The 22,187-nt window shown below is 60.2% G+C and carries 21 protein-coding genes; 9 read left to right on the forward strand and 12 right to left on the reverse strand.

Annotated elements, in window-relative coordinates:
* Window positions 1-111: 111 nt before the first annotated feature.
* Both AC07T0_RS29570 and AC07T0_RS29575 read right to left on the reverse strand, forming a co-directional pair.
* Window positions 112-837 (reverse strand): 4'-phosphopantetheinyl transferase family protein, encoded by a 726-nt coding sequence (locus tag AC07T0_RS29570; protein WP_495004496.1) that lies wholly within the window; start codon window positions 835-837, stop codon window positions 112-114.
* A 28-nt stretch (window positions 838-865) separates the two neighbouring features.
* Window positions 866-1,657 (reverse strand): dienelactone hydrolase family protein, encoded by a 792-nt coding sequence (locus AC07T0_RS29575; protein WP_495004497.1) that lies wholly within the window; start codon window positions 1,655-1,657, stop codon window positions 866-868.
* Window positions 1,658-1,865: 208 nt separating this feature from the next.
* Here AC07T0_RS29575 and AC07T0_RS29580 point away from each other — a divergent pair, with 208 nt between their 5' ends.
* Window positions 1,866-2,543: a response regulator gene (locus tag AC07T0_RS29580; RefSeq protein WP_495004498.1), complete on the forward strand. Its 678-nt coding sequence runs from the start codon at window positions 1,866-1,868 to the stop codon at window positions 2,541-2,543.
* Window positions 2,540-3,886, forward strand: a complete 1,347-nt coding sequence (locus tag AC07T0_RS29585) for an ATP-binding protein (RefSeq protein WP_495004499.1) — start codon at window positions 2,540-2,542, stop codon at window positions 3,884-3,886. The genes AC07T0_RS29580 and AC07T0_RS29585 overlap by 4 nt, the downstream gene beginning before the upstream one ends.
* A 15-nt stretch (window positions 3,887-3,901) precedes the next feature.
* Here AC07T0_RS29585 and AC07T0_RS29590 read toward each other — a convergent pair whose 3' ends face one another.
* Window positions 3,902-4,900, reverse strand: a complete 999-nt coding sequence (locus AC07T0_RS29590) for an AraC family transcriptional regulator (protein WP_495004500.1) — start codon at window positions 4,898-4,900, stop codon at window positions 3,902-3,904.
* Between the two features lie 333 nt (window positions 4,901-5,233).
* Here AC07T0_RS29590 and AC07T0_RS29595 point away from each other — a divergent pair, with 333 nt between their 5' ends.
* Complete coding sequence (locus tag AC07T0_RS29595) at window positions 5,234-6,565, forward strand: dicarboxylate/amino acid:cation symporter (protein WP_495004501.1); 1,332 nt, start codon at window positions 5,234-5,236, stop codon at window positions 6,563-6,565.
* Between the two features lie 193 nt (window positions 6,566-6,758).
* Window positions 6,759-7,940 carry a CaiB/BaiF CoA transferase family protein gene (locus tag AC07T0_RS29600; RefSeq protein ID WP_495004502.1) on the forward strand — a complete coding sequence of 394 codons (1,182 nt, stop codon included), beginning with the start codon at window positions 6,759-6,761 and terminating at the stop codon, window positions 7,938-7,940.
* Between the two features lie 147 nt (window positions 7,941-8,087).
* Here AC07T0_RS29600 and AC07T0_RS29605 read toward each other — a convergent pair whose 3' ends face one another.
* Window positions 8,088-8,582, reverse strand: coding sequence for a SprT family zinc-dependent metalloprotease (locus AC07T0_RS29605; protein ID WP_495004503.1), 495 nt, complete (start codon window positions 8,580-8,582; stop codon window positions 8,088-8,090).
* Between the two features lie 134 nt (window positions 8,583-8,716).
* The gene (locus tag AC07T0_RS29610) at window positions 8,717-9,319 is read right to left on the reverse strand and encodes a Yip1 family protein (RefSeq protein ID WP_495004504.1); all 603 of its coding nucleotides are present in this window, start codon (window positions 9,317-9,319) and stop codon (window positions 8,717-8,719) included.
* Window positions 9,320-9,664: 345 nt separating this feature from the next.
* Between AC07T0_RS29610 and ttcA the strand changes: the two genes are divergently transcribed.
* Together ttcA and AC07T0_RS29620 are read left to right on the forward strand one after the other, a co-directional pair.
* Complete coding sequence (gene ttcA, locus AC07T0_RS29615) at window positions 9,665-10,489, forward strand: tRNA 2-thiocytidine(32) synthetase TtcA (RefSeq protein WP_495004505.1); 825 nt, start codon at window positions 9,665-9,667, stop codon at window positions 10,487-10,489.
* Complete coding sequence (locus AC07T0_RS29620) at window positions 10,490-11,161, forward strand: DNA-3-methyladenine glycosylase I (protein ID WP_495004506.1); 672 nt, start codon at window positions 10,490-10,492, stop codon at window positions 11,159-11,161.
* 157 nt (window positions 11,162-11,318) lie between these two features.
* Here the strand turns inward: AC07T0_RS29620 and AC07T0_RS29625 are convergent, their stop codons facing one another.
* From AC07T0_RS29625 to arsC, 3 genes are read right to left on the reverse strand one after another with little or no spacing between them, the layout of a single operon-like run.
* Window positions 11,319-11,744, reverse strand: coding sequence for a DUF2069 domain-containing protein (locus AC07T0_RS29625; RefSeq protein ID WP_495004507.1), 426 nt, complete (start codon window positions 11,742-11,744; stop codon window positions 11,319-11,321).
* A complete protein-coding gene (wrbA, locus tag AC07T0_RS29630) occupies window positions 11,737-12,342 on the reverse strand; it encodes an NAD(P)H:quinone oxidoreductase (protein ID WP_495004508.1) in 606 nt (201 codons plus the stop codon). The genes AC07T0_RS29625 and wrbA overlap by 8 nt, the downstream gene beginning before the upstream one ends.
* Window positions 12,339-12,692: an arsenate reductase (glutaredoxin) gene (gene arsC / locus AC07T0_RS29635; protein WP_495004509.1), complete on the reverse strand. Its 354-nt coding sequence runs from the start codon at window positions 12,690-12,692 to the stop codon at window positions 12,339-12,341. Before arsC ends, wrbA begins: the two co-directional genes overlap by 4 nt.
* Window positions 12,693-12,807: 115 nt before the next feature.
* On the opposite strand from arsC, the gene AC07T0_RS29640 reads away from it, so the two are divergent.
* Window positions 12,808-13,269: a TlpA family protein disulfide reductase gene (locus AC07T0_RS29640; RefSeq protein ID WP_495004510.1), complete on the forward strand. Its 462-nt coding sequence runs from the start codon at window positions 12,808-12,810 to the stop codon at window positions 13,267-13,269.
* Window positions 13,270-13,272: 3 nt separating this feature from the next.
* On the opposite strand, the gene AC07T0_RS29645 is transcribed toward AC07T0_RS29640, so the two are convergent.
* From AC07T0_RS29645 to AC07T0_RS29655, 3 genes are all read right to left on the reverse strand, one after another.
* The gene (locus tag AC07T0_RS29645; protein WP_495004511.1) at window positions 13,273-13,677 is read right to left on the reverse strand and encodes an META domain-containing protein; all 405 of its coding nucleotides are present in this window, start codon (window positions 13,675-13,677) and stop codon (window positions 13,273-13,275) included.
* A complete protein-coding gene (locus tag AC07T0_RS29650) occupies window positions 13,677-14,111 on the reverse strand; it encodes a hypothetical protein (protein ID WP_495004512.1) in 435 nt (144 codons plus the stop codon). The genes AC07T0_RS29645 and AC07T0_RS29650 overlap by 1 nt, the downstream gene beginning before the upstream one ends.
* Window positions 14,112-14,197: 86 nt before the next feature.
* Window positions 14,198-16,951, reverse strand: a complete 2,754-nt coding sequence (locus tag AC07T0_RS29655) for a response regulator (RefSeq protein WP_495004513.1) — start codon at window positions 16,949-16,951, stop codon at window positions 14,198-14,200.
* A gap of 281 nt (window positions 16,952-17,232) precedes the next feature.
* Here AC07T0_RS29655 and AC07T0_RS29660 point away from each other — a divergent pair, with 281 nt between their 5' ends.
* Window positions 17,233-17,670, forward strand: coding sequence for a hypothetical protein (locus AC07T0_RS29660; protein ID WP_495004514.1), 438 nt, complete (start codon window positions 17,233-17,235; stop codon window positions 17,668-17,670).
* 248 nt (window positions 17,671-17,918) lie between these two features.
* A complete protein-coding gene (locus AC07T0_RS29665; protein ID WP_495004515.1) occupies window positions 17,919-19,400 on the forward strand; it encodes a hypothetical protein in 1,482 nt (493 codons plus the stop codon).
* Between the two features lie 475 nt (window positions 19,401-19,875).
* Here the strand turns inward: AC07T0_RS29665 and AC07T0_RS29670 are convergent.
* A partial coding sequence (locus AC07T0_RS29670; protein WP_495004516.1) for a YncE family protein occupies window positions 19,876-22,187 on the reverse strand: 2,312 nt, incomplete at its 5' end.

Raw genomic sequence — 22,187 nt, forward strand, 5'->3', positions numbered from 1 at the left:
CGACCGGTTTCCCCTGTGGGAGCCCGGCTTGCCGACGATGGCGGTCGGAAGGGCGCCGCCAGGCTCAAGGGCCCCATCGCCGGCAAGCCGGGCTCCTACAAGGAGTCGCGTTCAGCTTGGGATGGCGACCAGACTCAGCAATTGTCCGTCATGCAGGCCGAACTGCGCCTGCAGTTGCGTGCCATTGCACCATTCACTGGACAGGTCGGTCAGCAGGCGCAGGCGCACCTGTCCGCTGATATCCCATTCGAGCACTTCGGCGTGCTCGAAGTAAAAGCGTTTGCGCACCAGCGGGTAGAGCGCCTTGAACAGGCTTTCCTTGACCGAGAAGGTCAGGGTCACCAGCAGGGCGATCTGCTCGGCGCAGCCTGCGGCCATGCGCTGCATCTCGGCCGGGATAAGGATTTCGCCGGCCAGGCGCTCGGCTCGCTCGGCGCTCAGCAGGTCTTCCAGGTCCATGCCCAGGCCTTGCCAGTGGCGTTTAGGCGCGACGATGGCGGCGGCCCGACCGCTGCCGTGGGTGATGGAGCCGCTGACATGAACCGGCCAGATGGGCGCCCGGTCTTCACCGATGGCCGGCACGCTGTCGGTACCGTCCAATTGCCGCAGGGCCGCGCGGGCACAGAGGCGCCCGGCGAGGAATTCGGCCTGGCGCTTGGCCACCGAACGTTGAATGCTCGCTGGCGGGTCGATGCGGCTGCGCTGGAAATCGTCCGCAGCCAGCTGCGACGGGTTGAACCGGGTGCTGAGCAAGACACAATGCGCCAGCGCCTCGGGCAAGGGCCAGTGGGCGTCGAGTGGGGTGCAGCAGGCAGGCAGGGCTGGGAGGCTGTTCATGCCCGGTATTTTGCCGGGCAAGGTGGGATCAGCCAAAGATTTTCTTCAGGAACGCCTGCATATCCGCCCAGGAGCTTTCATCGGCGGCCTTGTTGTAGCCGATATCCGGGCCACCATGATCGCCGTGGCTCAGGCGATCCGCGTCCGGATTGGTGAAACCGTGCTTGGCCCCCGCCAGGCTGACGAAGCGGTAGTCGGCGCCGGCCTTGTCCATTTCCGCCTTGAACGCGCTGACGTTTTCCGGGGTGACCATGCTGTCCTTGGCGCCATGTTCCACCAGGATCTTGGCCTTGACGCTGCCCGGCGTGGCCGGTGTGTTGGTCGCCAGAGCGCCATGGAAACTGACCACGCCGGCCAGTGGCACGCCCTGGCGCGCGGCGTTGAGTACCACGCCACCGCCGAAGCAATAGCCAATGGCGGCCAGTTTGCCCGGATCGGTCTGCGGCTGCTTTTTCAGCAGGTCGAGCCCGGCCTGGAAGCGCGCGCTGGCGGCCGCGCTGTCCTGGGTCGCGGCCTGCATGAAGGCCATGGCGTCCTTCGGGTGTTCGGTGTTCTTGCCTTCGCCATACATGTCGATGGCCAGGGCGCTGTAGCCGAGGGCGGCGAGGTCACGGGCGCGCCGCTTGGCGTAGTCGTTGAGTCCCCACCACTCGTGCACCACCACCACGCCGGGCCGCGCACCCTTGATCGCGTCATCATAGGCCAGGTAGCCGATCATCCGCGTGCCGTCGGGGCTCTGGTAGGGGAGGGTCCGGGTCTTGATCTCGGCCTGGGACAGCGTGCTCAGGGTGAGTAGAAAAACAGCAAGTAACAGCCGCATCGCAGGTTCTCCAGCAAAAAAGACACTACCGACCAAGCCTAGCCGATCCAATGTGTTCAGGGGGAGTTCAGGGCTACTTGTTTACTCTGTAACAATGATGATGCGCGAATCTGCTGCTAACCGGCCGGCCGTGTCTTTCATGAAACACTTTCGCGGAACTGAGTTACCGTTATGGGCGAAGCGATGCCGGTAGCGTTGGGAGAGCACTATGAAATTGCTGGTGGTAGAAGACGAGGCGTTGTTGCGCCATCACTTGCAGACCCGCTTGAGCGACAGTGGTCATGTGGTCGAGGCGGTGGGCAATGCTGAAGAGGCGCTGTACCAGACCGAGCAATTCCATCATGACCTCGCGGTGATTGATCTCGGCCTGCCGGGCATGGGTGGATTGGACCTGATCCGCCAGCTGCGCTCGGGCGGCAAGGTCTTCCCGATCCTGATCCTCACCGCGCGTGGCAACTGGCAGGACAAGGTCGAAGGCCTGGCCGCCGGTGCCGACGACTATCTGGTCAAACCCTTCCAGTTCGAGGAACTGGAAGCGCGGATGAATGCCTTGTTGCGGCGCTCCAGCGGCTTCACCCAGTCGACCATTACCGCCGGCCCGCTGCTGCTGGACCTCAATCGCAAGCAGGCCTCCCTCGACGACCAGCCCCTGGCCCTGACGGCTTACGAATACCGGATTCTCGAATACCTGATGCGGCATCACCAGCAGGTGGTGGCCAAGGACCGCCTGATGGAGCAGTTATATCCGGACGATGACGAGCGTGATCCGAATGTGATCGAAGTGCTGGTCGGGCGCTTGCGGCGCAAGCTGGAAGGGCCGGTCGGGTTCAAGCCGATCGACACCGTGCGAGGCCTGGGCTACCTGTTCAACGAGCGCTGCCGGTGATTCGGTCGCTGCGGGTGCGGCTGATGCTGGCCGCCACCATCCTGGCGATATTGTTCATGCTGGCCCTGCTGCCGGCGATGCAGGGGGCGTTCAGCCTGGCGTTGCAGGACTCCATCGAGCAACGCCTGGCCTCGGATGTGACCACGCTGATTTCCGCGGCACGGATCGAAAAACAAAAGCTGCAGATGCCCGATCTGCTCCCCGACGAAAAATTCAACCTGCCCGACAGCCGCCTGCTGGGTTATATCTTCGACCGCGAGGGACGGCTGGTCTGGCGTTCGCGGGCGACCGAGGAAGAACACATCAATTACCGCCCGCGTTATGACGGGCGCGGCAACGAATTCGCGAAAATCCGCGAGGACAACGGCAACGAGTTCTTCGTCTACGACGTGGAGGTCAAGTTGCTCGGTGGCAAGAGCGCGGCCTACAGCTTTGTCGCCTTGCAGCCGATGCGCGAATACAACATGACCCTGGCCGGTCTGCGGGAAAAACTCTACCTGGGCTTCGGCGCGGCGTTGTCCGTGCTGCTGGCGCTGCTCTGGCTCGGCCTGACCTGGGGCCTGCGCGCGTTGCGGCGGCTGAGCCAGGAACTGGACCAGATCGAGAGCGGCGAACTGGAAAGCCTCAGCGAGGAACATCCGCGGGAACTGTTGCGTCTGACCGGTTCCCTCAACCGCCTGTTGCGCAGCGAGCGCGAGCAGCGCAGCCGCTATCGCGATTCCCTGGACGATCTGGCCCACAGCCTGAAAACGCCCCTGGCGGTCCTGCAAGGGGTCAGCGAGGGGATGGCTCGACGGCCCCAGGATCGCGATCAGGCCAGGGTCCTGCAGAGCCAGATCGAACGGATGAACCAGCAGATCAGTTATCAGTTGCAGCGCGCCAGCCTGCGCAAGAGCGGTCTGGTCCGCCATCAGGTCGAACTGCGCCCGGTGCTCGACAGCCTGTGCAGTACCTTGGACAAGGTTTATCGCGACAAACAGGTTCTGGTCGTCATCGATGTGCCGCAATTCAGTCATGTGCCGATCGAACAGGGGGCTCTGCTGGAACTCCTCGGCAACCTGCTGGAGAACGCTTACCGGTTGTGTCTGAGCCAGGTGCGGGTCAGCCTGCGTCGGGGGTTGCAGGGGATCGAGGTGTATGTCGAGGACGATGGGCCGGGGGTCCCGCCCGACCAGCGCGAGCGGATTCTGCAACGCGGTGAGCGCCTGGATCGTCAGCATCCGGGGCAGGGCATCGGGCTGGCGGTGGTCCAGGACATTATCCAGAGTTACGACGCCGAGATGACCCTGGGGGATTCGACCCTGGGGGGGGCCTCGTTCCGTATTCATTTCCCACCCCAATAACCGCTGCGGCCGGCTCTACAGTTCCTGGGCGCGATAGGCGCCGGGGGTCAGGCCGGTCCATTTCTTGAACGCCCGGTGAAAGGCCGAGGGCTCGGAAAAACCCAGCTGTTCGGCAAGCTGTTGCAACGACAGTTCGTTACGGCCCAGGTGGTAGATGGCGATGTCCCGCCGCAGTTGATCCTTGAGCGCCTGAAAACTCGTGTCCTCCTCGCGCAAATGCCGGCGCAGGGTCTGCGGGCTGATATGCAGGTGCTGGGCGACGGCTTCCAGGTCCGGCCAGCGGCTGGCATCCCGACTGAGGAGGCGCCGTAGCTGGCTGCTCAGGCTGTCGCCGTCGTCGGGGCGGGCCAGCAGGTCGGCGGGGGCACGGCCAAGGAATTGCTTGAGCGTACGTTCGTCCTGCCGCAACGGCATGCCCAGGTAGCGGCTGCTGAACAGCAGGCTGCTGCTGGCGGCGTCGAAGCTCAGGGGGCAGGGAAACAGCAGGTCGTACTCACTGGCATGCTCGGGCCTCGGGTAGCCGAAGCTCGCTTCAAGCAGGCGAATGCGCTGGCCGATCAACCAGCTACCCAGGCGGTGCCAGATCACCAGCAGGCACTCGCTGAGAAAGTGATCCGGGTCCCACAGGTTCGAAGCGTCCAGGCTCAGGCGCACGCAGTCGCCTTCACGGTCAAGCCGCAGGCGCGGTGCATCGGGAAACAAGCGGTAGAACAGCAAGCCGCGGTTCAGGGCTTTTTCCAGCGTCGGACAATGAATCAGCGCGTGCATCATCATGGCGAAGGTGCCGCGCCGGCAGCGGCCCTGGCCGAACCCCAGGTACTCATCGTCCAGCTCCAGCCAGAGCCCTTGCAGCAGCTGGGTGAACAGCTCCGGCGCCAGGCGTGCCCGCGGTTCGTCGAGCCACTGCGCGGCGATACCCAGCCGTTGCAGCAGTGGCGCGCAATCGTGACCCTGGCGACGCGCACCCTCCAGGGCGGCGCGGGCGAAGTGGCTGGCGATGCTGCGTTCACGCATGGGGCGATTCCGTCCATTGAGTGATCGATGTTAGTCACGGAAATGACGCAGGGACAAGGCGGATATCCGCCAAATCCTCGGCTGCTTTGGGGTGGATAGGCGGAAAACCGCCATCTATGCTGTAGGGGGTATAGTGCGATAAACCCCTCCAGGCATGATGGCTAAAGGCTTTGCTGCGATTTGGCAAAAGTGGCACGGGCTTTGCGAAGTATTAGAGGTCTGCCCACGCAGTTTGACAAACAACAAAAATCCCTCCGGTGCAGGAGGGTTCGTGCTTCAGGTCCCATGGCCGCTGATGGATAACGGGCGTGTGATCTCTTGAGGAACTTTGCAATGACGACTCGTCAGCCACTGTACAAATCCCTGTATTTCCAGGTGATCGTAGCCATCGCTATCGGCATCCTGCTCGGCCATTTCTACCCACAGACCGCCGTGGCCCTCAAGCCACTGGGTGACGGCTTCATCAAGCTGATCAAAATGGTCATCGCTCCGATCATCTTCTGCACCGTTGTCAGCGGCATCGCCGGCATGCAGAGCATGAAAGCGGTCGGCAAGACCGGCGGCTATGCGCTGATGTACTTCGAAGTGGTTTCCACCATCGCCCTGCTGATCGGCCTGGTCGTGGTCAACGTGATCCAGCCGGGTAACGGCATGCACATCGACGTGGCCACCCTGGATGCCTCGAAAGTCACAGCCTATGTCACCGCCGGTGCAGACCAGAGCGTGGTTGGCTTCATCCTGAACGTGATCCCGAACACCATCGTCGGCGCCTTCGCCACGGGTGACATCCTGCAAGTGCTGATGTTCTCGGTGATCTTCGGTTTCGCCCTGCATCGCCTGGGTGCCTACGGCAAGCCGGTGCTGGACTTCATCGATCGTTTCGCCCATGTGATGTTCAACATCATCAACATGATCATGAAACTGGCGCCCCTGGGCGCGCTGGGTGCCATGGCCTTCACCATCGGTGCCTACGGCGTGAGCTCCCTGGTGCAACTCGGCCAGTTGATGATCTGCTTCTACATCACCTGCATCCTGTTCGTGGTGGTGGTGCTGGGCGCCATCTGCCGTGCTCACGGTTTCAGCGTGTTGAAACTGATTCGCTACATCCGTGAAGAGCTGCTGATCGTACTGGGGACCTCCTCTTCGGAATCGGCCCTGCCACGCATGCTGATCAAGATGGAACGCCTGGGCGCGAAAAAATCGGTAGTCGGCCTGGTGATTCCGACCGGTTACTCCTTCAACCTCGACGGTACCTCGATCTACCTGACCATGGCGGCCGTGTTCATCGCTCAGGCGACTGACACCCATATGGACATCACCCACCAGATCACCCTGTTGCTGGTGCTGCTGCTGTCCTCCAAGGGCGCCGCGGGCGTGACCGGTAGTGGCTTCATCGTCCTGGCGGCGACCTTGTCGGCCGTAGGTCACCTGCCGGTGGCCGGCCTGGCGCTGATCCTCGGTATCGACCGCTTCATGTCCGAAGCCCGTGCCCTGACCAACCTGGTGGGCAACGCCGTGGCGACCCTGGTGGTGGCCAAGTGGGTCAAGGAACTGGACGAAGACAAGCTGCACACCGAGCTGGCTTCCGGTGGTCGCGGTATTGAAGACGAGCGCGTAGAGGACGACCTCGGCGTGGCCGAAGGCTCGGCGCCAAGCGCCAAGTAAGCTTCAGCGTTAAATAAGAAAACCCATCTTCGGATGGGTTTTTTTATGCCTGGGCATTACCCCCGATATGGCTCCTGCACGGGGGATCAATGTTATTGAGCGTTTGCGTCAGGACTGCTGAGCAGTGTGGTGCTTGTCGCCGGGGAGCCGGCTGCCTACGCTGGCGACTGTCGATCTGGAAAAGGGCAAGCCCATGCACGGTCCGTTGGCCTCACTCAAGGTGCTGGATTTCTCGACATTGCTGCCGGGGCCGTTCGCCTCGCTGTTGTTGGCGGACATGGGCGCCGAGGTGCTACGCATCGAATCCCCCGCACGCCTGGACCCGTTGCGGCTATGGCCGCCCCACGACCATGGGGTTTCCGCCAGTCACGCCTGGCTCAACCGCAACAAGCGCAGTCTGGCCCTGGACCTGAAGCAGGCCGAAGCGGTGGCGGTGATCCATGACCTGGTGCGCGAGCATGACATCGTCCTGGAGCAGTTCCGTCCCGGGGTGATGGATCGGCTGGGCCTGGGCTATGAAGCCCTGAAGGCGATCAACCCACGGTTGATCTATGTATCGATCAGCGGCTACGGCCAGAGCGGTCCTTACCGTGAGCGCGCCGGGCATGACATCAACTACCTGGCGTTGTCGGGGTTGGCCAGCTACACCGGGCGCCGGGACGGTGGGCCCGTGCCCCTGGCAATGCAGGTGGCGGATCTGGCGGGCGGTTCGCTGCATGGGGTGGTCGGCTTGCTGGCGGCGGTTATCGCCCGGCAGCAGACGGGGTTGGGGCAGTACGTCGATGTCAGCATGACCGATTGCGCCTTCAGCCTGAATGCCATGGCCGGGGCGGGCTTCCTCGCTTGCGGGGTTGAGCCGGGGCCGGAGGAGCAGATGCTCAATGGCGGTGGCTTCTATGACTATTACCGTAGCCGGGAAGGGCGCTGGTTGGCCGTGGGGAGTCTGGAGCCGGGGTTTATGCAGCAGTTGTGCGGGGCCTTGGGGCTGGCGGAATTGGCGGCTCAAGGGTTGTCACCCGAGCCCAGGGCGCAACAAGCGTTGAAGCAGGCCTTGCAAGTCGAGTTCGAAAAGCGTGATTTCGCTGAGCTGTGCGCTTTGTTTGCCGGGCTGGATGCCTGCGTCGAGCCGGTGCTCAGTCTGGGCGAGGCGGTCGAGCATCCACAGTTACTGGCGCGGGAAGTGGTGGTACAGGTGCCCCGTGGAGACGGCAGCCACCAGGCACAGATGGCCTGTCCGTTGAAGTTTTCTCAGGGCTTGCCGGCGCCTCAGCATATCGGTGCGCGGCTGGGCGAACATGCTGATGAGGTGTTACGTGAACTGGGCTACAGCGAAGAGCGCATAGCCGTGTTGCGAGAGGCGGGTGTCATAGCCTGATGTCATGGCGCCTGTTCCATGGCTTTCGCGGGCAAGCTCCGCTCCCACAGGTGCTAGGGCGTGCACAAAATCTGGATTCGGCCGGGACCTTGTGGGAGCGGAGCTTGCCCGCGAAGAGGGTGGCAAGGCCAGCATCGCTTGGAAAACTCACTCCACTCGCATTTCACCGCTGAACACCAAGGTGTTTCGGCAGCGCCGGCACAGATAACGTCGCCCTTCGCCCACCAGTCGATGACGCTGGCCGGAAAACGCAAAATCACTGTCGGCGCATGGGCAGCGGTAGATATAGCGCGTCATGCGACGGCGCTGGACTTCATAGGTGTGGCAGCGATTGGGCGGCAGCTCGTAGACCCCGCGCATGATCAGTTGCCATTCCTCGCCATGGGGCTGGATACGTTCGCCGAACAGTTGGTGGGCGATCAGGTGCGCGACCTCGTGGGCCACGGTCTGCTTGAGGAAGTCTTCGCTGTTTTCCCGGTATAGCTGCGGATTGAAGCGCAGCAGGTTTTCATGCAGGTGCGCCACGCCGGCTTTCTGGCCACGGAGCTTGAGGCTGACCAGCGGACGCTTGAAAGGGCGTTTGAAAAAGGATTCGGCTTGTTGGAAACAGTCTTCGACGCGGGTCTTGAGTTGCTCGAGCATGCTGTACGGATCTCCAGAAAGACGAGTATGCCGTAAACCCGGGGATTTCCAAATCCGCCAGGCGCCGAATGGTCGTGGCGCGTTAAAAGGCCGCCTTGCGGCGGCCTGTGTTGGCAGTTATGGCTTTGTTTTATTCAGTTGGTGTACACCGGGCCGACGCCCAGCCCCCAGACAATCACGGTAAAGGCCATGATCGCCACCAGCACCACCAGGCCGACGGCCAGGACGGAACTGGAGAACAGGAACCCTTCGTCCGAAGGGATGTTCATAAAGGTCGGCAGGCCGACGTACAGCAGATAGACGGTGTAGCAGATGGCCGCCGTACCGACGATCATCCCCAGCCACATATGCGGGTAGAGCGCCGCAAGGCCGCCGACGAACAGCGGTGTGGCGGTGTAGGTGGCAAAGGCCACGCAACGGGCCAGGCTTGGGTTGGCGTCGTAGGTGCGGGCCATCCAGTGGATGAACGCGCCCATCACCGCCACACCGCCGAGCATGGCGATATAGGACATAAGGGTCATCCAGATGGCGCTGTCCTGGGTCAGCATCACCGGCGCGCGGTTGCCGATGACCCAGCCGATCCGGGTGGTGCCGATAAACGCCGAAATGGCTGGGATGGCCGCCAGGATCAAGGTGTGGGTCAGGTACATGTGGCCGATGCTTTCCTCGGCGTCGCCACGGATTTGTCGCCATTCCTGATCAGGGTGGGTGAACAGTCCGACTACGTGATGGATCATGTCAGTCACTCCTTTTGTTTTTGCCATCGCCCCCCGGTGGAGCGCCTGCGGGCCAAGTGGCCGAAGTCAGGTCTGGATTTATATGCGACCTTATGTCGCAGTATAGGGAGGCTGAGGGGCGCGCTTTAGAGCAAATCGAACTGTCGGGCGGGGCTGTAATCGCATTGTCGTATTTGTGTGCCGGACCTGTGAATCTATGAGCCTGTGGGAGCGGTTCCCACACAAGCAGCTCCCACCCCCAAGCAGCCCTGCCACCACGGAGTCTTCGCCTGTCGTGGGTTTATGCGTAAAATAATTGGCTTTTCGACACACCTCGCGCGGATTTCAAGGGTTAAGGCAAGAGCTATGGGCACTCTTTCGGTCAATCAGAACAAACTGCAGAAACGCCTGCGCCGGCAAACGGGTGAGGCGGTCGCCGACTTCAACATGATTGAAGAGGGTGACAAGGTCATGGTCTGCCTGTCCGGCGGCAAGGACAGCTATACCCTGCTCGACGTTCTGATGCACTTGCAGAAAGTGGCACCGATCAAGTTCGACATCGTCGCCGTGAACATGGACCAGAAGCAGCCCGGTTTCCCCGAGCATGTGTTGCCCGCTTACCTGAAAGAACTGGGCGTGGAGTATCACATCGTCGAGAAGGACACCTACTCGGTGGTCAAGGAACTGATCCCTGAAGGCAAGACCACCTGCTCGCTGTGCTCACGTCTGCGTCGCGGCACGCTGTATACCTTCGCCGATGAGATCGGCGCGACCAAGATGGCCCTGGGGCATCACCGCGACGATATCGTCGAAACCTTCTTCCTCAATATGTTCTACAACGGTTCGCTCAAGGCGATGCCACCCAAGCTGCGGGCCGACGATGGGCGCAACGTGGTGATCCGGCCGCTGGCCTATTGCAGCGAGAAGGACATCCAGGCCTATTCGGACTTCAAGCAATTCCCGATCATTCCCTGCAACCTCTGTGGCTCCCAGGAAAACCTGCAACGCCAGGTGGTCAAGGAAATGCTCCAGGAGTGGGAACGCAAGACCCCCGGGCGTACCGAAAGCATCTTCCGTGGCTTGCAGAATGTCGTGCCGTCGCAACTGGCCGACCGCAACCTGTTCGACTTTACCCACCTTCGAATCGATGAGACCGCCGCGTCGCGCTTCGTTAACGTAGTGAACCTCTGAATGCGCGATTACAAATGGTTGCACGAATACTGCCTGAACCGCTTTGGTTCGGCGGCGGCGCTGGAGGCCGAATTGCCGGTGCCGGCCAGCCCACGGCAACTGCGTGAGCTGCCGGACGACCGGTACCTGTCGATGATCGCCTTGCGGGTTTTCCGCGCCGGCCTCAAGCACAGCCTGGTGGACGCCAAGTGGCCGGTGTTCGAACAAGTGTTTTTTGGCTTCGACCCGGAAAAAGTGGTGTTGATGGGCGCCGAGCATCTGGAGCGGCTGATGCAGGATGCGCGGATCATTCGTCACCTGGGCAAGCTCAAGAGCGTGCCGCGCAATGCGCAGATGGTGTTGGACGTGGCCAAGGAGAAGGGCAGTTTCGGCGCGTTGATCGCCGATTGGCCGGTGACTGAAATCACTGGATTGTGGAAGTACCTGGCCAAGCATGGTCATCAGTTGGGCGGGCTGTCGGCGCCGCGTTTTCTGCGGATGGTGGGCAAGGACACCTTCGTTCCGACCTATGACGTGGTGGCGGCGCTGAATGCACAGAAGATCGTCGACAAGGTGCCCACCAGCCTGCGCGACCTGGCGATCGTGCAGGATGCCTTCAACCAGTGGCATGCCGAAAGTGGCCGGCCGATGTGCCAGCTGTCGATGATGTTGGCCTACACCACCAATCATTGAGCCTGCCCCTACAAAAAATCATGGCCTTGATACCCTTTATCGCCATGCCCGAAACCTTGTAGGAGCCAGCTTGCTGGCGATGGCGGCCGCTCAGGCGATGCAAGGCTGACTGGCCCCATCGCCAGCAAGCCGGCTCCTACAGGACCGTGTTCAGCCTTTACGCCGCTTGAACCTGGCCTTCCCCGGCCAGCCGCCGATTCAACTGGTGACGCCAGCGCACATACACCATCGCGCTGCAGAACACCGCCACGCTCGCGCCCATCTCCAGCACGCCGAACAGCTGCCGATTGGGATCGAACGCTGCCAACGCCCCCTTGAGGAAGTACAGGTTCACCACATAACAGGTGAACGAGTGCCCGCGCGCGCTGCCCATCAGCATGCCGGGCAACAAGGGCAGCAGCGGCGCCAGCTCGATCAGCAAGATGACCCAGGGCCGCGCGCCGTGCAGGTCGGCGAACACCAGGTCATAGACGCTCAACAAGACCATCAGACCGAAAAAGCACACCAACGCCAATGCACGGCTCCAGCGCACGCGCGGTTCTAGCCAGGCCTGGGGTGGCAACACCTTGGGCTTTCTAGCCACGGCCATTCTCCAGGCTCAGGGCGGTCTTCGCCAAGCGCAGGCCGAGGGCCCGGCACAAGGCGATTTCATGCTCGTCCAGGGCGCGCTTGCCGTCGACCCCGGTATGGTGGCTGGCGCCATAGGGCGTGCCGCCACCACGGGTGTCGAGCAAGGCCGACTCGCTGTAGGGCAGGCCGGTGACCAGCATGCCGTGGTGCAACAGCGGCAGCAGCATCGACAGCAAGGTGCTTTCCTGGCCGCCATGCAGGCTGGAGGTTGAGGTGAAGACCCCGGCCGGCTTGCCCACCAGGGCGCCGGTCAGCCACAGGTTGCTGGTGCCGTCGATAAAGTACTTCAGCGGCGCCGCCATATTGCCGAAGCGGGTTGGGCTGCCCATCGCCAGGGCCGCGCAGTTCTTCAGGTCGTCGAGACTGGCATACAGTGCGCCTTCCTCGGGGATTTCCGGCGCCACGGCTTCGCACTGGCTGGATATCGCCGGTACGGTGCGCAGGCGCGCCTCCAGGCCGGCCTGCTCGACGCCGCGGGCAATCTGCCGGGCCATTTCGCGGGTCGAACCGTTACGGCTATAAAACAACACCAGAACGTAAGGCGCGCTCATGGCAGGATCTCCAGCACATTCTCCGGTGGACGACCGATGATTGCCTTGTCACCGGCCACCAGGATCGGCCGTTCCATAAGCCGGGGGTGTGCGGCGATGGCGGCGATCAGTTGCGTTTCGCTGAGCTGGCTATCGGCCAGGTTCAACTGTTTGTACTCGTCCTCGCCGGTGCGCAGCAATTGCCGTGCGCCGATGCCGAGCTTGCCCAGCAGACCCTTGAGCTGCGCGGCATTCAGCGGGGTTTCCAGGTAGTGCACGACGGTGGGGTTGAGGCCACGGCCCTGGAGCAGTTCCAGCGCACCGCGGGATTTCGAGCAGCGCGGGTTGTGATAAAGCGTCAGATCGGTCATGTGCGGGTCGCATCTTGCGTAAGGTGGCGGGTATTCTACCTGCCTGACGAGTGCTCCTGAACCTTGTGAGGTAAAGGGGCGCAGTCGATGACTCAATTGATGGGGGATTGTGCACATGGCTAGGCGATGGGTCGCCGCATTGGCGATGATGGGGGCGTTGCTGCTGAGCGGTTGTGGCAACGATTACGGCGTTGACCAGAACGGCCGGAAGGTTGCGTCCGAGCGCCTGGATAAACAATGGAAAGTGGTCAACTACTGGGCCGAGTGGTGTGGTCCGTGCCGGACGGAAATCCCCGAGCTGAACACCTTGTCCGAGCAGCTCAAAGGGCAGCCGGTGGAAGTGTTCGGGGTCAACTTCGACGGTTTGCAGGGCGATGACCTGCGCAAGGCCGGCGAAACCCTGGGCATCCGTTTCACGGTGCTGGCCCAGGACCCGGCGGACTTCTTCGACCTGCCGCGCAGCGAAGCCTTGCCGGTGACCTACATCATCGACGACAAGGGCAAGGTTCGCGAGCAGTTGATGGGCGAGCAGACCGCGGCCGGGGTCTTGGCCAAGCTCAAGGCGTTGCGTGGCTGAGTCTCAGCCTTCTTCCGACCAGAGCCGCAGCGGCTTGCCTTCCTGTGGCCAGAAACGCACTTGCTCGATGGGCGAGATATCCCAGCGCTGGACATTCTCCAGCGCCTGGAGGAAGCGCTTTTCCTGCTCCATCAATGCGGGTGCGCAGCGCTTGCGGGTGCTGCCGACCTTGCCGAAGCTCAGGTTCCCGCCGTCCAGGGTGTAGGGCGCGAACCAGTGGTTGCAACCGCCGGTGCCATAGGCCCGGCCATCGTCACCGAGGGTGATGGTCAGATGGCTGTTGTCGATCAGCGGACGTTCGCCGATCCACTCCAGCACGTAGCTGTGATCCTGCTGCAATTGCACCTGTTCGCCGGCGCAGCCGTACAGACCGGCCCCCAACATTCCCAGAATCACCGCGCGTTTCATTACTTTGCCTCCTGGCATCTCGGGCAAAGGTGTTTCTCGCCCTGTGTCGTCCAGCCCAACTCGGCGATACGCGCCGTGGCGGCTGGTTTTTGGGCGGGGTTGCCGAGCTTGGCGTCCACCGCGAATTCAAAGTTCAGTTGCTTGGCGCAGCTGTCGCAGTTGACCTGCCACTGGTGGATCGCCAGTTCGCCGAAGACCGGCCCCTTGGCCACCGCGACCCATTGGCCTGGCGGATTGATCAGGTGGCGAACGGTGTCCACGGTCAGGCGCATAGACAAGTCCTTGCTGCCCTTGAGGGTCACCAGCAGGACATCGTCGGCGCGGATCGAACCACCGTTGCCGGTGACCTGATAGCGTCCCGGCACCAGGGCGCGGCATTCGGTGAGGGTGTGTTGCGGGTTCATCAGGCTGTAGCGGAAATCGTGTTCGACCATGGGTCCTCCAAATATGGCCGGTATGCTAGCACGCAGACGCCGCGCAAATGGCAGCGGCGTATGACCTTCGATCCGCTTACTCGGGATCAGGCACTGACACGGGCCTCGGCGGCGAGGCGGGCGATGGCGATGTCCAGTTCGTCCAGGGCCTGGCGGGCGTTGGGCGCGTCTTGCTTGAGCAGGGTTTCGCTGCGCTGGCAGGCCGCGCGCAATTGCGGCACGCCACAGTAGCGGGTGGCGCCGTGGAGGCGGTGTACCCGCTCGATCAGGGCGTTGTGGTCGTTGGCGTTGCGGGCCTGGCGAATCGCTTCGCGGTCGGCTTCCAGCGAGGCCAGCAGCATGGCCAGCATGTCGGCGGCGAGGTCGGGCTTGCCGGCGGCCAGGCGCAGGCCTTCTTCCGGGTCGAGCACCAGCAGCTCGCTGCCGGCGCGGTTGTGTTCGCCGCCGCGTTCCGGTCCCTGGTTGCGCAGGGCCAGGCCGGTCCATTTGAGCACCACCTGGGCCAGTTGCCGCTCGCTGATGGGCTTGGTCAGGTAGTCGTCCATACCGCTTTGCAGCAGGGCGCGTTTTTCGTTGGCCATGGCGTGGGCGGTGAGGGCGACGATGGGCAGCGGCGTGCTTTGCCGTTCATGCTCCCATTGGCGAATCGCCTCGGTGCTTTGCCGGCCATCCATGCCGGGCATCTGCACATCCATCAGCACCAGGTCGAAGGCTTCGCGCTGCACCGCGTCGATCGCCGTGTAACCGCTGTCCACTGCCAGCACCCAGGCGCCCATGTCTTCGAGCAGGGTCTGTACCAACAGCAGGTTGGCCGGGTTGTCGTCGACGCAGAGCACCCGCGGTGCCCGGCTGCCCAGGGGCTCGATGGGCTCCAGGCGTGCTGGGCGCGGGGTGATCAGTTCCGCCAGGGCCCGGCGCAGCTTGCGCGTACAGGCCGGCTTGGCCTGGAGCTGGCCGTGGGGGTTGGGCACGCAGAGCTGGAACAGCGTCTGTTCGGTGGTCGGGCACAGCACCAGGACCTTGCAACCGAGGTGTTCGAGGTCCCAGATGTGCTGGCTCAGTCGTTCCGGCGGCATTTCCTGGGCGGTGACGCCGAGGACCGCGAGGTCGATGGCCTGGTCGGTCTGGTGCGCCCCGGTCACGCCATTGGCGAGGTTTTGCAGGCTGTTGAACGGGGTCACTTCCAGGCCGCAATCCTCCAGTTGGTGCTGCAGGGCCTGGCGTGACAGTTCATGGTTTTCCAGGACGGCCACGCGGCGCCCGAGCAAGGGGGGCGCGGGCAGGTCTTCAATGTCGTCGCGGGTCTTGGGCAGGCTCAGGCTGATCCAGAACTCGGAGCCTTCGCCCGGGGTGCTGTCGACGCCGATCTCGCCGCCCATCTGTTCGATCAAACGCTTGGAAATCACCAGCCCCAGGCCGGTGCCGCCGGGTTGCCGTGAGAGGGAGTTGTCGGCCTGGCTGAAGGCCTGGAACAGCGCCCGGACATCCTGGTTCGACAGGCCGATGCCGGTGTCCTGGACACTGATGCGCAACTGCACGCTGTCTTCGTGTTCTTCTTCGAGCATGGCCCGGGCGACGATGGTGCCTTCGCGGGTGAACTTGATCGCGTTGCTCACCAGGTTGGTGAGGATCTGCTTGAGCCGCAGCGGGTCGCCGATCAGCGAGAGCGGGGTATCGCGATAGACCAGGCTGACCAGTTCCAACTGCTTGGCGTGGGCCGCCGGGGCGAGGATGGTCAGGGTGTCCTGGAGCAGATCGCGCAGGTTGAACGGAATGCTGTCGAGCACCAGCTTGCCGGCCTCGATCTTCGAGAAATCGAGAATTTCGTTGATGATCCCCAGCAGGCTGTCGGCGGATTTCTCGATGGTGCCCAGATAGTCGAGCTGGCGCGGGGTCAGTTCGCTTTTCTGCAACAGGTGGGTGAAGCCGAGGATGCCGTTGAGCGGCGTGCGGATCTCGTGGCTCATATTGGCGAGGAACTCGGACTTGATCCGGCTGGCCTCCAGGGCCTCCTTGCGCGCCAGGTCCAGTTCGATGTTCTGGATCTCGATGGTTTCCAGGTTCTGCCGCACGTCCTCGGTGGCCTGGTCGATGCTGTGCTGCAATTCTTCCTGGGCGTTCTGCAGGGTCTCGGCCATGCGGTTGATGCCCGAGGCCAATTGATCCAGTTCCTGGCTGCCGAGCGGTGGCAGGCGGGTTTCCAGGTTGCCTTCCTTGAGCTGGGCGACGGCTTGCTTGATCTTGCCGAGTGGCGCGTTGATCGTGCGGCTCATGCGCAGGGCCAGCAAGGCGGTGCCGAGCAGACCGGTGGCAATCAGCAGCAGGCTGGCGAACAGGCTGCGATAGCCGCGCAGCAGCATGTTGTTATGGGACAGTTCCAGCTCGACCCAGCCCAGCAGGCGGTCGGCTTCTTCCGGCACCACTTCGCCGGAGATGTTGCGGTGCCGGCCGAAGACCGGCAATAGATAGCGGGTGGCATCGTTGCCGGTGCGCTGCAACAAGTGGCTGCTGTTACCGATGGGCGGTTGGTTGAGCATGCTCGGGCCGGCATGGGCCAGTTGCTCGCGGTTGGCGCCGAGAAAGGACACGGCGCGCACGTCGGCCTGTTCCAGGGACTGGGTGGCGATACGCTCCAGCAGGTCGACATCGTTGTGGCCCAGGGCCGGCGCGACCAGCGGCGCGAGCTGTTCGGCGATCATCTCGCCGCGTTGCAGCAACTGGGTCTGCAGGTCGGACTGTTGCAGCCAGGTGAAATACCCGCCCAGTACCAACGCCATCAAGGTGGTCGGCAGCAGGGTGAGCAGTAGTACGCGGCCTTTGATGCCCAGGTTTTTAAGCACGCAACAGTCTCCGTCAGATACAGCGTCCGGCAGATACGCCCATCTTCGATTCTCGGCGTGCGCATCCTGCGCCCGCTCCACTTGCGCAGTGTAGCCATTTGCCGGGGGCGAAATCTCGCAAAGTTTGTGCTTGGGCAGGTGAGGGCTTGTGATCCGTTGAGAGCCGCCGGGCCGATTTTTTTCTGTCGGCTCTGAACGATCAGGCGTCCTTCGTGGGGGAGGGACCGTTTGTCTGAACTGTCATTTCTGACAGGTAGGCAAAACGCTCCGGATGTTTAGTCTTGGAAAGCAGTCTTGTTTTTCTATTTTCTCAAGAGGAGTCATGGATTATGAACGCAAAAAAAACCTTCAAGTCGCCCCGTAATGCAACAGGTTCAATAACAGCTAGTGTTGTTGCGGGGCATCCGAGGTTTGAGTTTTCCTCGGTTGAAGTTGATTATTTTTCGGATTTTACCAACCGTTTCGCTGGGCTCGATAAAGATATTAATTTTGTTTCTATTGATCCCGATGACGTAGGCGGTCCAGGAAAATATGAAGTCGGTTTTAGAAAGCCCGTTGGTATTCAATTTGATATGGGCGAGTATACAAATGCTGCAGAGAGTGGCGAGATTGTTTTTGAAAGCTATATCGAGGGACAACAGGCGAAAGGCACTTTCAGCGTTGTGCTTTTTTCGACAGGGCAACACGTACACGGCGTCTTTGAAATCAAGAAGAAATGATGTTGCCGTGCAACGCTAATGGATACAGTCGTCCAGGGGGCAAAAAATGTGGGGGGGCACGACGACAGGCGAGCGGGGCGCTGGGCTTGTTCGGGTTATATCGTTCAGTTGTAGGCAGTGCATTTTAGTAATAGGGAGCGCCGGCGTTTGTCGGTTTGGTTCATGCCCGGTTTGCCAACCTGCGTACAGTCGCACCCTTTTTATACAGTCACGACTTTCCGCCCCCTGAAATTAAGGAGTCATAGATAATGAAGGCACCCTTGAAACTCTCTGTCATGGCTTTGCTGGCGTGCGCGTCTTTTCTCCATGCGCAGGACAGCATGGATATATCGGCAGGTCATAACGCTACGAATGATTCTATGGCTCCCTTGTCGGCGCGCAACCCTGAATGGTATTCAACTATCATTGGTCAAAATAAGGCCATTGTCACTCGGCACCGGGAGGAGCAAGGGTATTTGATAGAAAATGGCCGATTCAGAAATGAAAAAGGCGAGGTGGGGTCGATCGTGATGGTGAGTTCACCTGATCAGGATGTGTTGGCAATCACGGATTTTCCGAATGATAGTAAAGTAATGATAATCAATAGATCGAAAGGAAAGAGAGTTGTTGATCTCGGCAAACATAAACTCTCTTATGAGGGGGATACGGTGCCGAGTGCGGAAGGTGATTCGTTTGTTTCGGAAAATAGCTCGTCCCCCCTGGAAAACAAGAGTATAGAAATTCTGGTCGCCTATTCCACCTATGCACTGGGTAAGTTGGATGTGGATCCTGTGGCCTATGCGCTGGCACAAGTTGAAATGGCGAGAGAAGGGCTGGATAACTCCAAGATACTCGGTATTACATTGTCATTGGGGGGGGTGTTGATTTTCGATGCCGGAGCGGGTTATGACACCACTGGATCCGGGTTGAAGAAATGGCAGGATAGCATGGCGCCCTATCGCAGCCTTTTCAGAACGGACGTGAATATGGCAATCACAGGGACAGGTTCAGGCCCTTCTGGTATGGCCTATGTGAGCGGATACACATCGGCTAATGGCTGGTTTGCTGCTGCAGCCTTTCGTCATGAGTTAGGTCACAATGTGGGCGGCTCTCACTGCAATAGTGGCTCCGATAGCTATAAATTTGGTTATAGCAACGGAAAATCAAAAACCTTTTTGTGTGGTAATAACGCACCCTATTATTCCGCTCCTGATGTTAAAGATGATTATGATTTGCCTCTGGGGAATAAACAGACGGCCGATATGGCAAGGCTCTGGCAAGAGCAAGCTGGCAGGATGGCTGGTTATAATGCCCCTCTGGAGGGTGTCAAATTGATTTTCGTCAGCCGTGGCGAAAGCCACGTGATTAAACATCGCTTGAATACATCTAGTGCGGCGGCTGCGGCAGGCTTCATTGCCTTGTCGCCCGAGGTCGGCCCAACTGAATTAGCCGCAAACCCAAGCACTGGATATAGTCCGCTGACAGTAAAGTTGAAAGACTTCCAGGGCGCGGAGCATGTTGTGAAATTCAGAGGGCAGCGTGCTATTGGTGGGTGTGTCTATGGGCCGATGAATAAAAATTCCGCTTGCTCGGGAGGAGGTGGCCTGCATTTAAAATTTTCCTATGATCCCGTCGACAATACAAGCTTGGCGCAGGGAACCTATAATGGGTTGTTGCAATTGCGTGCTAAAGATAGTCGTGATGCGAGCTACAATATTCTTGTCAATATTCCAATTGCGCTGGAAAAATAGATTTGCTTTAGCAGCTTGCCAAGCCTTGTCAGAGGTGGAGTTAGGGGGAGGTGGGCCGGGCGTCGATATAAAGAAGCACCGCTATTCGCGGTGCTTCTTTAGCTGTCTTTCTCGGGTCTGTTAGTTACCGATCGGGGCTCGCCGTCATCGCGGATCAGATGGATCGAATGCGGATGTCGTCTATATTGACTGCGTAGGGGGTTCCTGTTCCTGATATAACAATTTAAAAATTTCGACCGTTAGCGTTGAACGCCGCCGATTTGGTTTTCCAGCTAGGACTACTTGCTTGGTCGGTGTGTGTTCGCAACTATCACCGTAGACCAAGGCCAGCCTTTTTTATTTTTTCAGCTATATCAGTCGGTTAGCCGTTAAGTAAGTGCTATTCAAATCAGTCACCTTTTCTTGGAATCAATTAGTCAATTGCTCGCCGTTGGTCGACGGTGCTTGCAGAACGGACGGCTACCAAGGAAGCCAATCAAGAAGGTGTCGGGATAATGCCCAACTGATGCCCTCCTGCCATGGATGCATAGAGATAGGTGCCTGTTGCACTGTGGTTGATGTGGACCACGCCGCTGCCTGTCAGTTCGTCAGGTATTGGGATGCTGGGCATAAGCGTTAGCGTGGCCGTATTAATAACCGCTATGAGACGATGATGATATCCATACAAATAGACACGTGTGCCATCTGGACTGCTTGTGAGCCTAAACCAGGAGACTAGGTCTGCATTCATTTCAGGCACGTTGATATTTGTAATAATGCGTTCCGTCGTCGTGTCCAGAACAGACACTGAGTATCCACCGCTACCACCATAATGGTTGGGGTTATGTCCCACATATGCGCGGGTACCGTCTGGGCTAAGTGCCAGGGAAGTGGCATATACGGTCGGAAGGCTAATGCTGCGTAACACGGAATGAGTCACGGTATCGAGAACCTCGACCGTACTTGGACCGGTGCCTAAGGCCGATGTGTAGTAGCCGCGAGCGCCCGTTGGACTGAAACTGATAAAATTTTGGTCAACGATGCCAAGCAGAGCGATTGTTCCAATCACTGAAAGTGTGATTGCGTCATGTACAGATATGAAGCCGATTCTCCTGACATATAGCTGAGCCCCGTCTTTTGTCAGCGCTATGGCGTCGGTTGTGGCGGGCGGAGCAATCCTTTCGCTTGTGAATGAATAAGTCGTCAGGTCAAGGGTGCGAATGGCGTGCGGGCCTCCTACAAAGTTGGTTGTTAGATAGACGTAGGCCCGTCTGCCGTCCGGGGAAATGCAGATGTCGTTCGGACCGAGCGTCGGCTCTGGCGAGTCGAGGGTTCTTACGACCGTATAAGTCGCTGTGCTGACCACCGCGATTTTTCTGGCCTCAAAGATACAGACATAGAGATAGGCCCCGTCAGGACTCAACGCGTGCCGGGTTGGGCTGATTCCGACATCGATGCTGACGGGCGCTTTGACCATTACATTGTAGGTGCGCAGCGGGAAGACAGTGGCCTCACTCTCCGTGCTGGAACCGTTGAAGGTGACCTTGAGCTCCACCGTCAACGAAGTGTTGTTTCCCAACAATTCCAACTCCGCGCGCGTGACGCTTTTTGAGAGTCCGTTCCTTGTTTCCTCGTCGGTTACACCTGAAGCCGTGTACAGGGTGATGAGGTGATCATCACCATTGGCCTTTTTGCCCCGGCAGCGCAGCCAGACTTTTTGCCCGATCTTGATACCCGGCCATGGGCTGGCCTTGACGGTGGCATTGCCCGTGAACGTGGTCAGGTCAAGTGTCGTACCGGTGCCGTTGTTCTCGGCTTCCTGGATATAGGGTTTGTGCTGATCAGTCAGGGTCACGACGTTAAAGGTCCAGGCCCCTGACACCGGTTCGCTGCCATATTTGGCCTTGGCGGTAAAGCTGTGAGGGCCTGGAGCAACGGTGATAGGCGTGCTGCTCCAGATGCCACCGGTGGCGACAAATGTGCCCTTGGGAGCGCCGTTATCGAAGAGATCGACACTGAACCCCGCGGTGGCTGTGCCGGTCAGGGTCACCGAGGTTTCAGCGGTGCTGCTGGTGTTGGGGATTTCAGCATTGTTGCGGTCCTTGACCGAAGTAATGGCGGGTATATCCTCCGTCACGACGTTCAGGGTACGCACGTTCGAATAGACGTTAGTGCTGTGGTAGAGCGATTTGGCATACAGCCGGCAAGGACCTATCCCTACTGTTATCGTCAGCGTCCAGATGCCGGTTGTGGCATCAGCGGTCGCCTCACCCTTGGAAACCGCGCTGGCGCCATTGCCATCGAAAATCTCCACCTTCTGGCCTTTGCTGGCTTGGCCCGACAGTTTCAAGGTGGTGCTGAAGGTGCTGGTGGTATCCGGGATTTCATTGTTGTTGGCGTCTTTGACGTTGTCGAGGGTCGGCGTCAGCAGCTCCGTGACGTTGAAGGCCTTTGTCGCCGATTCCAGGCCGTTGCCATCGAGTGACTTGGCCTTGATGCCGTAGGCCTTGACGGTCAGCCCGGTAAGGATGGCGCTCCAGTTTGTACTGTTGTTGGGTACGGTGATCGGGTTGCCAATACTGTTGTTGCCGTCCATAAGCTGAATCCGTTCACCGCTGCTACCGGTGCCGGTGACGGTGACGCTGGTCGCAACGGTTATCCCTCCGACGACGGAACCCGTGGTATCGGTAATGTCGGTGAGTGTCGGCGCTCCCAGGGCAATAGCCTTGACGGTATAGGTGCGCAACGGAAAGGTCTGCGCATTGGCTTCATTGGTGGTCTGGCTGAAGTCGGCCTTGAACTCCATGG

The sequence above is a fragment of the Pseudomonas sp. GW821-FHT04D07 genome (assembly GCF_059420225.1).